The following is an 11,683-nucleotide window of genomic DNA, read 5'->3' on the forward strand; positions in this document are numbered from 1 at the left end:
GCAGCGCACCCAGCCGGTTCCGTGAGCCGGTTGAAATAATCCATGAATACATCCGAACGCCCCCAGGCACAGCTACTGACCAATCCCCGATCAGATCGGGTCCGGGAGGTAGCGAAGCTTGCGGGGCGTTCGGCGCGTCAGCGGCAGGAATCCTTCCTCGCCGAAGGTCCGCAGGCTGTACGCGAAGCGTTGCGCCTCCACGAGGCCCGCCGTTTGGCCGGGGGAGCCGGCGTCGTGGAGGACGTGTATCTGACGGCTGAGACCCTGGCGCGCTACCCGGAGTTCGGTGCTGTGGTTCCGCCGCGGATGGTGACGGCCGAGGTGCTTGCAGCTATGAGCTCAACCGTCACGCCGCAGGGTGCCCTCGCAGTCTGCCGTTTCATCGACTCGTCGCTGGCGTCGGTGCTTGAGCGCAGTCCGCGGCTGATTGCCGTCCTGGTGGAGGTTCGTGATCCCGGAAATGCCGGGACTATCCTCCGTGCCGCCGACTCCGCCGGCGCTGACGCTGTGGTGTTGACCAGCGGAAGCGTGGACGTCTACAACCCGAAGACCGTCCGGTCGACTGTGGGTTCCCTTTTCCATCTGCCCGTGGTGGTCGGCGTCGATACCCGGGACCTGCTGACAGCGCTTGCCGGTCATTCCGTCACGGTGCTGGCGGCCGACGGCTACGGCGACTGGAACCTGGACGAGCTTCAGGACGCGAGTGCGGCCAGGCGGCTGGCGCCGTCGTCCCTTAGTGTAAATGAGCAGGACGCACGGAAGCCGTTCCTGGAGGCCTCCACAGCCTGGTTTTTCGGCAACGAGGCGCAGGGATTGGCGCCGGAAGTATTGGAGGCAGCCGGCCACCGGGTGTCAGTACCCATTTACGGCAGCGCTGAGAGCCTGAATGTCGGTACCGCAGCAACTGTGTGCCTCTACGCGTCCGCCCGGGCTCAGCGCGGTTAGACGGCTTTCTTCCGTCGGGTCCGCGGGAGGCGGCCAAAAGCTCAGCGGGAGGCGGCGAGAACCGGCTTCTCCGGAGCCGTGGCGGCGCGGTCCATCCGACCGCTGATCAACGCCACTCCCAGACCGAAGGCCGCAAGCACAGCACCCACCAGGGCCGGTGCCGTGTAGCCCCAGCCGAGCGCGATCACCGCGCCGCCGAGAAACGCGCCCAACGCATTCGCCGTATTGAGCGCCGCGTGGTTCATGGAAGACGCCAGCGACGGAGCGTCGGGGGAGACATCCATCAGGCGCACCTGCAGCGAGGGGATCAGAGCCGATCCGATCGCCCCGACGAGGAAGACGAACAGCAGGGCCGTCGGTGCCCACTGCACCGCCACGGCGAAAAGCAGAAGGCACACCGAGATGCTTCCCATCACCCAGTAGATGGTCCCCAATACGGAGATATCGGCGAGTCGCCCGCCTACGACGTTGCCTGCGACCATGCCAAGACCATAGAGCGCGACGACGATCGGCAGCACAGCTTCGGAGACACCGGCCACTTCCGTCATGGTCGGTGCAATGTAGGTGTACACAGCGAAGAATCCGCCGAAACCGACCGTGCCGATCAGCAGGGTCATCCATACCTGTCCCCGTTTCAGTGCCCCCAGCTCCCGGGTGATGCTCGCGCCGTCGCGTACGTCCTGATGGGGTACAAAGCGGGCGATCAGGAGCAGCGCGAGGATGCCGATGAACCCTACGAGGATGAACATGGTCCGCCACCCGAACTGCTGCCCGAGCCAGGTCGCAAAAGGCACTCCCACAACGTTGGCAATGCTCAGTCCCATCATGACCATCGCAACAGCGTGGGCACGCCGCGTCGGCGAGGACAGTGATGCGGCGATGACCGCGGCTACTCCGAAGAAGGCCCCGTGGGGCAAGCCGGAGATGAATCGGGAGACCAGGAGCCACCCGTAGTCGTGGGCAATGTAGGAGGAGAGGTTCCCTACGGTGAAGAGCGCCATCAGTGCCAGCGCTACCCGCTTGTGCGGGAGCCGGGCACCGAGCGTTGAGAGCAGGGGAGCACCAACGACGACTCCCAGCGCGTACGCCGAGATGACGTGCCCGCCCGCGGGGATATCCACGCCGAGGTCATCCACCATGCTGGGCAGCAGCCCCATGATGGCGAACTCGGTAGTGCCGATCCCGAAGCCACCCACCGCCAGGGCGAGAATCGCCAGGACAAGGGTGTGCGTTGGTCGTTCGGCGGGCATTGCAGGCACGGGACTCATTTCGACGACGGGAAGCGCCTAAGCGGCGCCGGTTATGTGGCCGCGCATCGTTGAGCAGGGACTTCTTGCACCTTTCACTTTACGGGTCCGAGATTGGATCGATGCCAAAAAGATCCCGAACCGGGCGGTGCAAAGTACGGCAGTCGGCTCTAAAATTGGACCGGCACGAGGAGCGCGGAGCCATGGATGGATCATCCCCTGAACCAGCAATTTCCCCCGGAACGTCTCAGTATTCGTTCCGGAGATCATCTGACTACGGGTCGCCCGCGCCGCCTTCGGCTGTCCACCGGCTGTTGACCACCTGCCTTCTGACGTTCAGCCTCATTGTGGGCATGCTGGGAGCTACCGTTCCCGCGGCTCACGCGGCGCCCCTTTTCGGTCATGACGTTTCCTGGCCACAGTGTTCGACGGCGCAGGGCGGCTTCGGGCTGCCTCTTCCGCCGCCGGCATCCCAGTTTGTCATCATCGGCCTGACCCGCGGGCTTGCCTTCACCGAAAACCCGTGCCTTGCAGACCAGGTAACCTGGGCGCGCACCAACGCCAAGCCGGCCCACGGCTACGCCATGGCCACCTACCCGACTGCGGCCCAGCTCACCACCTACGGCGGGCAGGGGCCGTGGTCGTCCACAACGCACGCCGGGCGGCTTTCCAACGTTGGCTATTCGGAGGCCCGCTTCGCCGTTCAGAGCCTCACTCGGATCGGATTCCGCCCGCCGGTGGTGTGGATCGATCTTGAACCGCGCCCTGCCCAACCATGGCCGGCTGCAACCGCCGCCCAACGATTGGACAACAGATACGTCGTCGAAGGGCTCATGCGCGGATTGCGTGACGCTGGATTCGCCTACGGTTTCTACTCCTACGCCGCCGGTTGGCAGGAAATCGTTGGCCAATGGCGGTTGACGGGCGTACCTGTCTGGGCCACGGCAGGCAGGCTGGACTACCCGACCGAAGCACTCGACAGGTGCTTTCCACCCAGCTTCTCCGCCGGCCGTGTCTACATTTCCCAGTGGTATGACGATGTCCGTGACTATGACCGCACGTGCGAACCGTATAACTTCACTGCGCTGCCCATCCCGGCCTCTACGCTGACCGGCTCCACCGCCGAGTTCAACGGGGACTGGCGTAACGACATTCTGGCCCGCGTCGGCGCGACCGGCGAGCTGAGACTGTATGCCGGAACCGGTGCCGGGCGTTTGAACTCCGGAATCCAGATCGGCAATGGCTGGGGGATCTTCAACGCGCTGGAGACACTCGGCGACTTCAACGGCGACGGCCCCGCAGATGTGATCGGTCGCGAAGCAGCTACCGGGGTGCTGTGGCTCTACAGGGGGAACGGCACCGGCGGTTGGTTGCCGCGTGTACAGGTGGGCCATGGCTGGAATGGAATGAGCAGCATCACTGCACCTGGGGATTTCGACGGTGATCAGCGGGTGGACCTGCTGGCACGCGAACGGGCCACGGGTGCGTTGTGGCTGTATCGGGGGAATGGTTCCGGTGGTTGGCTGCCGCGCGTCCTCGTGGGAAGTGGATGGAACTCGATAACCGCGATCATCACGCCGGGCGATTTCAGCGGCGACCGGACCAGCGACGTCCTCGCACGCGATGCCGCGGGCATCCTCTGGCTCTACCCGGGTAACGGTGCGGGCGGATGGTTGCCACGGGTCCGCGCCGGGCATGGCTGGAACTCGATGACCGCGATCGTTGGAACGGGTGACCTCAACGGTGACCGAATTGCTGACATCGCCGCACGTGATTCGAGCGGTGCACTCTGGCTGTACCCGGGCAACGGCAGGTCCGGCTTCCTTTCGCGCAGTCCCCTCGGCTCAGGCTGGAACGGAATCAACGCCATCTTCTAAGCCGTCGTTCTGCGCCCCTAGACTGGCTGGATGACCGATACCCAGCGCACACAAGTTGTCGGCGCCGCCATTGTTGATTCGCTCACTGCACCGTCCAAACTGCTCGCAGCGCGCAGAAGCGCTCCGGAGCAGTTCGCCGGGCAGTGGGAGTTCCCCGGCGGCAAGGTTGAGCCGGACGAAGATGACTTGGAGGCGGTCCAGCGTGAAGTGCGCGAAGAGTTGGGCGTGGACGTGCAGGTCGGGGCTGAACTCGTCGGCCCTGATCCCGACGGCTGGCCGCTGAATGCCTCAGCAGGAATGCGGGTGTGGCTGGCGGTCATCACCGCCGGCATACCGGCCGCATTGCAGGACCACGACGAGCTCCGCTGGGTCAGTCTCAGGGATACCGGCGAGCTCCGGGATCTTCCGTGGATCCCTGCGGACCGTCCCATCGTTGATGCTCTGCTCGAGACCGTGGTTCCGGTCGAAGATCTGACTTAGGAGCAGAAGAGGGTAGCCGGGCGCAGACGCGGGAAGTTCGGCTCAGAAGAGCGTGGGCTCGGCTGCTGACACCCCCTGTACGGGCGATGCCGACGACGACGGCGCGTGCCCACCTGCTCCCGCTTCCTCCCGGAAGAAGCGTGCTCCGGCAGACAACCCATGACGACGCCGGTGCACCTGCACGCGTTTCGAGAGCCAGGTGCGGTATTCACCGGAGGCATAAGTGCCTCCGCCATAGAGCCGGCGGTAGCGTCCGACCAGCGAGGGATGTTTTTTGGCCAGCCATTCCATGTACCACTCACGGGCTCCCGGACGCAGGTGCAGTGCTCCGGCGGACACACCCGTGGCGCCCGCCGCAGCGAGGGCTGCGAACAAGGCGTCCAGGGCTTCATCGCTGTCGGTGAGCCACGGCAGGATGGGCATGGCCATGACGCCGCAGGGCAGACCCGCATCCCGCAACCTGGTGATGAGGTCCAGGCGTGCGCGCGGGGTGGGAGTTCCCGGTTCCACCGTGTGGGCAAGCTCGGGATCGAGCACCGCAAGCGAAATTCCCATGCCGAGGCTGACCTGGGTGCCGGCTTCCTTGAGTAGCGGAAGATCCCGGCTGAGCAGCGTCCCCTTGGTGAGAATGGAAAACGGTGTACCGCTGTCTGCGAGCGCACGGATGATGCCCGGCATCAACCGGTACCGTCCTTCGGCCCGCTGGTAGGGATCGGTGTTGGTGCCCATCGCCACGTGTTCGCAGTTCCAGGAGGGTTTGGCTACCTCGCGCCGGAGGACCTCGCCGATGTTGGTCTTGACCACTACTTGCGAGTCGAAGTCGAGACCGGTGTCCAGGTTGAGGTAGCTGTGGGTCTTGCGGGCGAAGCAGTACACGCACGCATGCGAACACCCACGGTAGGGGTTGACGGTCCACGAGAACGGCATTCCCGAACTTTCCGGGACTCGGTTCAGGGCCGATTTGGCCAGCACCTCGTGGAAGGTGATGCCCGCGAACTCCGGGGTTCTAACGGACCGCACAAGCCCGGCGAGCGGCACCAGCGGCTCCGGTTCTCCGGCAGCGGCCACCGTCGTCGTCGTTTTTTGCGCATCCCATCGCATTCTTTTATTAGAACATACGTTCCTATTGAATTGCGGAAAGGCCGGAGGGATAGGCTGGTGAAATGATCCTGCTCACCGGCTTTGAGCCTTTCGGCGGCGAAACCGTCAATCCCTCCTGGGAGGCGGCTCAGCAGGCCGCAGCCATCCTGGCGGATGAGGGCGAGGCGGTGGTAGCGGTTCGGTTGCCCTGCGTCTTCGGCGCAAGCATCGATGTGCTTGCTGATGCCGTTCGTGCTCACCAGCCGCAGCTGGTGCTGTGCGTGGGGCAGGCGGGAGGCCGGTCGGAAGTCTCTCTCGAGCGGATCGCGATCAATGTCGATGATGCCCGGATTCCGGATAATGCGGGCAACCAGCCGGTGGACGATGCCGTGCGCGCCGGCGGGCCAGCGGCTTACTTCAGCACTCTTCCGCTCAAGCGGAGCCTGCAGGCGCTGGTGGAGGCCAGGCTGCCCGCGGCGGTGTCCCAGACGGCCGGCACGTATGTCTGCAACCACGTCTTCTACGGGCTCATGGATCTACTGGCCCACGGTGACGGTGCGCCGCGCGGCGGCTTTATCCATGTGCCGTTCTCGACCGAACAGGCACAGGCTCACGGCGCGTCCGGGATGCCGATCGGGGAGATGGCCCGCGCGCTGGTTGTTATTGCCCGGACGAGTGCCGACTCCGGAGCGGATCTGAGGATCGCAGCCGGCGCGGAGCACTGACACGCCGGGTCAGCGCGGCGCGTAGCGGGCGCTCCACGTAGCCGCCCTCCTGGAGACCGGCCCCGCGTTCGAAGACATTGCGCGACGCCGGATCACCAGTGAGGAGCCAGGACGCCCCCGCGGCAAGAAAGTAGGCCGGCAGGAACGGCAGGCCGAAGCACAACGCATACTGCGTACAGTGGCGTGCTTCATGTTCGACGAGCCGCGGTCTCCGGGCCACCACTTCCGGTCCCGCACGGAACAGCACAACGTTTCCCACGGTGAACGCAGACGCCTTCGGCAGCCGGGGGGAGTAGTGATGCGCGAAGATGAGGCCGCGGGAAGCGGGGCGGAGCTCGCAGCCCACCAGCTTCGCGGCGGCCAGGCCGAGCAGCGTAGATCCGTTCATCCAGTTGAGTGCCGAGCGCAGGCGGTCGCGGCGATGCATAGGCCCAAGTCTAAAGATATGGTGCAGGACATGCCCGGGCGTGGTTGGGGCCATTCGGGGCACCCGCCAACGGTCCTTTAGACTGGCAAGGCCGCCGGAGTACTGGATCATCAGTGCCGCCGGCACCCATCGCGCTCACGACACCAAGGTAAAAGCACACTCATGTCTGAACCCACCACACCCGCGGACGCTCCGGACACCGCCGCCGCCCCGGATCCCCTGGACGCCGACGCCATCGCGGCCGCGGTTGACCGCGCGCTCAGCGAGATCGCCGCCGCAGGGAACCTCGACGAGCTCAAATCGGTACGGCTTGCCCACACGGGCGAGAAGTCGCCGATGAGCCTCGCGAACCGGCAGATCGGCTCGCTCGCGAAAGACCAGAAGGCCGCCGCCGGAAAGAACATCGGCCCCGCCCGCGGACGCATCAACCAGGCACTCGCCGCCCGGGCAACCGAGCTGGAAGCTGAGCGCGACGCGCGCATCCTCGTGGAGGAGGCAGTCGACGTGACCGCTGCTCCGCGCCGTCGTCGTGCTGGGGCCCGGCATCCGCTGTCCATCCTCCAGGAGCGGGTCAGCGACATCTTCGTCGGCATGGGCTGGGAAATCGCCGAAGGGCCCGAGGTTGAATCCGAATGGTTCAACTTCGACGCGTTGAATTTCAAACCCGATCACCCTGCGCGCGAAATGCAGGACACCTTCTTCGTTGAGCCGCCCGAGGCGCACCTGGTGATGCGCACCCACACTTCACCGGTACAGGTGAGAGCGATGCTCGAGCGCGAGGTTCCCATCTATGTCCTGTGCCCCGGCAAGGTGTTCCGCACGGACGAGCTGGACGCCACCCACACTCCCGTGTTCCACCAGTTCGAGGGCCTGGCCATCGACAAGGGCCTGAGCATGGCGGACCTGCGCGGAACGCTCGAACACTTCGCCCGGCTCATGTTCGGCGATGATGCCGGCATCCGCCTGCGCCCCAACTACTTCCCCTTCACCGAGCCCTCCGCCGAGCTGGATATCTGGCACCCGGGTGCCAAGGGCGGCCCCCAGTGGATTGAGTGGGGCGGTTGCGGCATGGTGCACCCGAACGTGCTCCGAGCCGCCGGCATCGATCCTGACGTGTACTCGGGATTCGCGTTCGGCATGGGCATCGAGCGCACCCTCATGTTCCGCAACGAGGTAGGCGACATGCGGGACATGATTGAGGGCGACGTACGTTTCAGCGAGCACTTCGGGATGGAGATCTAACCGTGCGAGTACCACTGTCCTGGCTGCGTGAGTACGCACAGGTTCCTGGCGAGGCATCCGCCGAAGACGTCATGGCCGAACTGGTGAAGGTCGGCCTGGAGGAAGAGGCCGTCCATCGTCCCACCGATACCCTTTCCGGGCCGATCGTGGTGGGACAGGTGCTCTCGGTCGAGAAAGAGCCGCAGACCAACGGTAAGACCATCAACTGGTGCCAGGTCCGTGTGGTGCCCGAGGGCGCTGAGCAGACCCTGACCGCGGACGGCATCGACCCGTCCGGCGTGCAGGGAATCGTGTGCGGCGCACACAACTTCGTCGAAGGTGACAAGGTGGTGGTCACCCTTCCCGGCGCCGTGCTTCCCGGCGATTTCCGCATTGCCGCACGCAAGACCTACGGCCATGTGTCTGCCGGGATGATTGCTTCCGTTCGTGAACTGGGAATCGGTGAGGACCACGACGGCATCCTCGTGTTGTCCACTCTCGGGCTGGACCCGGAGGTCGGATCGGACGCCATGGAGTTATTGGGACTCTATGACCAGGCGGCCGAAATCAATGTGACCCCCGACCGCAGCTACTGCTTCTCAATCCGGGGGATCGCGCGTGAGTACGCCCACGCCACGGGGTCGGCGTTCACCGACCCGGCTGCCGCCGTCGTCGTCGATCCGGCGGACGGCGCAGGGTACCCGGTGCGGCTGGAAGACCAGGCTCCCATTTACGGGAATGCCGGCTGCGACCGTTTCGTGGCCCGCGTGGTGCGCGGCGTGGATGCCACCCGGCCGACGCCGCAGTGGATGGTCTCGAGGCTGCGCCTGGCGGGCATCCGATCCATCTCGCTGCCGGTCGACATTTCGAATTACGTCATGCTCGAGCTCGGCCAGCCGACGCACTGCTACGACGTCGCCAGGCTCACCGGTGAGGTTGTGGTGCGCCGGGCCAACGCCGGCGAGACCATCGTGACCCTCGATGACCGCAAGCGTGAGTTACACCCTGAGGATCTGCTCATTACTGACGGCTCGGGCGCCATCGGCATCGCCGGCGTCATGGGCGGAGCGGCCACGGAGGTCTCGGACTCCACCACGGACGTTCTCGTGGAGTCCGCACACTTCGACGAGGTGTCAATCGCCCGCGCACGCCGCCGCCACAAGCTGCCGTCGGAGGCGTCCAAGCGCTTCGAGCGTGGGGTGGATTGGCACGTTGCCGATGTCGCGGCCCAGCGCGTCGTGGACCTGCTCGTGAGGCTTGCCGGCGGTACCGCCGATGCATCGATCACCGACGTCGGAACCGCGCCCCAACCCATCCTGATCGACCTGCCGGCCGGCTATGCCTCGCAACGGATCGGTATGGATTTCGCGCCGGAACAGGTGGTCGGTGCACTCACCGACCTCGGTGCTGACGTGGCGGAGTACGACGGCGGCTGGCAGGTTACCGCCCCCAGCTGGCGTCAGGACCTGACCATCAAAGACGACCTCGCCGAGGAAATCGCCCGGCTGGTGGGCTACGACCAGATCCCGTCGCGCCTGCCGGTCGCTCCTCCCGGGCGCGGCCTCACGCGCACCCAGCAGCAGCGGCGCCGCGTTCTGGCTGCGCTCGCCGGCGCAGGGCTGACCGAAGTGCTGTCCTATCCCTTTGTTTCAATGGAGGCCAACGACACGTTCGGCGCAGCGGAGGGAACGGGACCCGCCGTCAAGCTGGCCAACCCGTTGAGTGCCGAATTCGGCTACCTGCGGCGCTCCATCCTTCCCGGCCTGATCGAGGTGGCCAAGCGGAACTCCTCGCGCGGCTTCCGCGATCTGGCGCTCTTCGAGGCCGGTTTGGTGTTCCTGCCGCAGGAGACCCTCGGCACCGCAACCATCCCGCCGCTCGGAGCCCTGCCCGACGACGCGACGCTCGAGACGCTGTACAACGGCCTCCCGCTGCAGCCGCTGACTATCGCCGCCGTGTTCTTCGGCAAGGACTCACCGGCTGCAGCCGGCCACTCTCCGCGTGCCTGGGACTGGGCGGACGCCCTCGACACCGTCCGGTTGATGGCTGACGTCGTCGGCGTCGACCTCGTGATCGAACAGGGTGAGCACCGGGCCTTCCATCCCGGACGCACCGCACGCATCAGTCTGCGCAGCGGTGAGGAGCTCGGCTACGCGGGAGAACTGCATCCGAAGCTGGTCGCCGCGCAGGACCTGCCGCCGCGCACGGTTGCATTGGAAATCAACGCAGACCTGCTGTTCGACGCCGCGCCGGACGTCATCGTGGCCCGGCATCTCTCGACCTTCCCCGCGACCACGCAGGACGTAGCCCTTGTGGTGGACGCGGGTCTGCCGGCCGATGAGGTTCTCGCCACGCTGCGCGAAGGCGCCGGTGAACTGCTGGAGGAGGTGCACCTGTTCGACGTGTACTCAGGACAGGGGATTGGCGACGGCAAGAAGTCACTCGCCTTCGGTCTTCGCTTCCGCGCCACCGACCGCACCCTGACCGCAGATGAGGCGAGCGCCGCCCGCGACCAGGCCGTGCACCTCGCAGCCGAGCGCCACGGAGCCGTGCAGCGCCGCTGACCCGTGTTGAATCCGCGCGTTGAATGTGCAGGACACACCCCTATGGACAGCCAAAAGGGGTGTGTCCTGACAAATGAACGCGGGTTGGGGGACTTAGCGCGCGGGATCAGGGGACGAGGAGAAGTTTGCCCGTCGTCCTGCGCGACTGGAGGTCCTCGTGCGCCTGCGCGGCGTCAGCCAACGGGTAACGTGCACCGATCCTCACGGTGAGCGATCCGTCAGCAACCGCGCCGAAGACCTCTCCTGCCCGCCAGCGCCGCTCCTCGGCGGACCGCAGATAGAAGGCGAGGCTCGGCCGCGTCACATAGAGCGAACCGGAGCTGTTCAGCCGCTGCAGATTGAAGTCGGGAACCGGCCCGGATGCAGCGCCGAACAGGACCAGCATCCCGCGCACGCGCAGTGACTCCAGCGACCCGTCGAAGGTCGCCTTGCCCACTCCGTCATAGACCACATCCACACCCGCGCCGTCGGTCAGCTCCCGCACCCGCTCCGAGAAGCCCTCGTAGCGAAGTACGACGTCGGCTCCCGCCTCCCGCGCCAGTGCTTCCTTCTCGTCGGTCGAGACTGTTGTGATGACCCGGGCTCCCTTGGCTTTGAGCATCTGCGTCAACAGGAGCCCCGTTCCGCCGGCCCCCGCGTGGGTCAGCACAGTTTCACCGTGCTGTACCGGGTACGTGGAATTCACCAGGTAGTGCGCCGTCATTCCCTGCAGCGGAAGCGCGGCGGCGGTCTCAAGGTCCACGCCGTCGGGCACCGGCAGTGCCCTGTCCGCATCAACGAGTGTGTAGTCCGCGTAGGACCGGGAACCCTCGGCGAACGCTATCCGGTCGCCAACCGAGAAGCCGTGGGCCTCCGGCCCTATCCCGATGACTTCACCGGCTGCCTCACCGCCCGGAATGAACGGATACTCAACCGCATAGATCCCGGCACGCTGGTACGTCTCAATGAAGTTCACCCCGACCGCGGCGACCCCGACCAACAGTTGCGAACCGGACGGTGCAGGCCGTTCGATGGACACGGGTTTGAGGACCTCGGGTCCTCCGGCGCGCTCAGCGACAATGGCAATGGGCATGTCAGTGCTTCCTCTCATCGGTGTGCTCTTACTGCGTGCAACCGG

At 65.7% G+C, this 11,683-nt stretch carries 10 protein-coding genes; 6 read left to right on the forward strand and 4 right to left on the reverse strand.

Annotated elements, in window-relative coordinates; translation table 11 throughout:
- The first annotated feature begins 42 nt into the window (after positions 1-42).
- Positions 43-945 carry a TrmH family RNA methyltransferase gene (locus ABFX19_RS15925; protein WP_277358744.1) on the forward strand — a complete coding sequence of 301 codons (903 nt, stop codon included), beginning with the start codon at positions 43-45 and terminating at the stop codon, positions 943-945.
- Positions 946-986: 41 nt separating this feature from the next.
- On the opposite strand, the gene ABFX19_RS15930 is transcribed toward ABFX19_RS15925, so the two are convergent.
- Positions 987-2,213, reverse strand: a complete 1,227-nt coding sequence (locus tag ABFX19_RS15930; RefSeq protein WP_346028896.1) for an MFS transporter — start codon at positions 2,211-2,213, stop codon at positions 987-989.
- 293 nt (positions 2,214-2,506) lie between these two features.
- Here ABFX19_RS15930 and ABFX19_RS15935 point away from each other — a divergent pair, with 293 nt between their 5' ends.
- Together ABFX19_RS15935 and ABFX19_RS15940 are read left to right on the forward strand one after the other, a co-directional pair.
- Positions 2,507-4,069 carry an FG-GAP-like repeat-containing protein gene (locus tag ABFX19_RS15935; protein ID WP_346028897.1) on the forward strand — a complete coding sequence of 521 codons (1,563 nt, stop codon included), beginning with the start codon at positions 2,507-2,509 and terminating at the stop codon, positions 4,067-4,069.
- A gap of 30 nt (positions 4,070-4,099) precedes the next feature.
- The gene (locus ABFX19_RS15940) at positions 4,100-4,549 is read left to right on the forward strand and encodes a (deoxy)nucleoside triphosphate pyrophosphohydrolase (RefSeq protein ID WP_346028898.1); all 450 of its coding nucleotides are present in this window, start codon (positions 4,100-4,102) and stop codon (positions 4,547-4,549) included.
- A 42-nt stretch (positions 4,550-4,591) separates the two neighbouring features.
- On the opposite strand, the gene ABFX19_RS15945 is transcribed toward ABFX19_RS15940, so the two are convergent.
- Entirely contained in the window at positions 4,592-5,650 is a 1,059-nt protein-coding gene (locus tag ABFX19_RS15945) for an Rv2578c family radical SAM protein (RefSeq protein WP_346028899.1), read from the reverse strand.
- Positions 5,651-5,712: 62 nt separating this feature from the next.
- On the opposite strand from ABFX19_RS15945, the gene pcp reads away from it, so the two are divergent.
- Positions 5,713-6,354 (forward strand): pyroglutamyl-peptidase I, encoded by a 642-nt coding sequence (pcp, locus tag ABFX19_RS15950; RefSeq protein ID WP_346028900.1) that lies wholly within the window; start codon positions 5,713-5,715, stop codon positions 6,352-6,354.
- Here pcp and ABFX19_RS15955 read toward each other — a convergent pair.
- Positions 6,290-6,781: a hypothetical protein gene (locus ABFX19_RS15955; RefSeq protein WP_346028901.1), complete on the reverse strand. Its 492-nt coding sequence runs from the start codon at positions 6,779-6,781 to the stop codon at positions 6,290-6,292. The genes pcp and ABFX19_RS15955 overlap by 65 nt on opposite strands.
- 162 nt (positions 6,782-6,943) lie before the next feature.
- Between ABFX19_RS15955 and pheS the strand changes: the two genes are divergently transcribed.
- Together pheS and pheT are read left to right on the forward strand one after the other, a co-directional pair.
- On the forward strand, positions 6,944-8,023 hold the full coding sequence (gene pheS / locus ABFX19_RS15960) for a phenylalanine--tRNA ligase subunit alpha (protein ID WP_346028902.1): 1,080 nt from the start codon (positions 6,944-6,946) through the stop codon (positions 8,021-8,023).
- A 2-nt stretch (positions 8,024-8,025) separates the two neighbouring features.
- Complete coding sequence (gene pheT / locus ABFX19_RS15965) at positions 8,026-10,566, forward strand: phenylalanine--tRNA ligase subunit beta (RefSeq protein WP_346028903.1); 2,541 nt, start codon at positions 8,026-8,028, stop codon at positions 10,564-10,566.
- Between the two features lie 106 nt (positions 10,567-10,672).
- On the opposite strand, the gene ABFX19_RS15970 is transcribed toward pheT, so the two are convergent.
- Positions 10,673-11,638 carry a quinone oxidoreductase family protein gene (locus ABFX19_RS15970; protein ID WP_277358735.1) on the reverse strand — a complete coding sequence of 322 codons (966 nt, stop codon included), beginning with the start codon at positions 11,636-11,638 and terminating at the stop codon, positions 10,673-10,675.
- Between the last annotated feature and the right edge of the window lie 45 nt (positions 11,639-11,683).

The organism is Arthrobacter parietis, from assembly GCF_039530425.1.
GTDB classification, from domain to species: domain Bacteria; phylum Actinomycetota; class Actinomycetes; order Actinomycetales; family Micrococcaceae; genus Arthrobacter_D; species Arthrobacter_D parietis.

What these genes read in the sequence shown, in the direction of transcription:
- ABFX19_RS15925 (WP_277358744.1), top strand. Translation starts at nt 43, where the DNA reads ATGAATACATCCGAACGCCCCCAGGCACAGCTACTGACCAATCCCCGA.
- ABFX19_RS15930 (WP_346028896.1), bottom strand. Translation starts at nt 2,213, where the DNA reads ATGAGTCCCGTGCCTGCAATGCCCGCCGAACGACCAACGCACACCCTT.
- ABFX19_RS15940 (WP_346028898.1), top strand. Translation starts at nt 4,100, where the DNA reads ATGACCGATACCCAGCGCACACAAGTTGTCGGCGCCGCCATTGTTGAT.
- ABFX19_RS15945 (WP_346028899.1), bottom strand. Translation starts at nt 5,650, where the DNA reads ATGCGATGGGATGCGCAAAAAACGACGACGACGGTGGCCGCTGCCGGA.
- pcp (WP_346028900.1), top strand. Translation starts at nt 5,713, where the DNA reads ATGATCCTGCTCACCGGCTTTGAGCCTTTCGGCGGCGAAACCGTCAAT.
- ABFX19_RS15955 (WP_346028901.1), bottom strand. Translation starts at nt 6,781, where the DNA reads ATGCATCGCCGCGACCGCCTGCGCTCGGCACTCAACTGGATGAACGGA.
- pheS (WP_346028902.1), top strand. Translation starts at nt 6,944, where the DNA reads ATGTCTGAACCCACCACACCCGCGGACGCTCCGGACACCGCCGCCGCC.
- ABFX19_RS15970 (WP_277358735.1), bottom strand. Translation starts at nt 11,638, where the DNA reads ATGCCCATTGCCATTGTCGCTGAGCGCGCCGGAGGACCCGAGGTCCTC.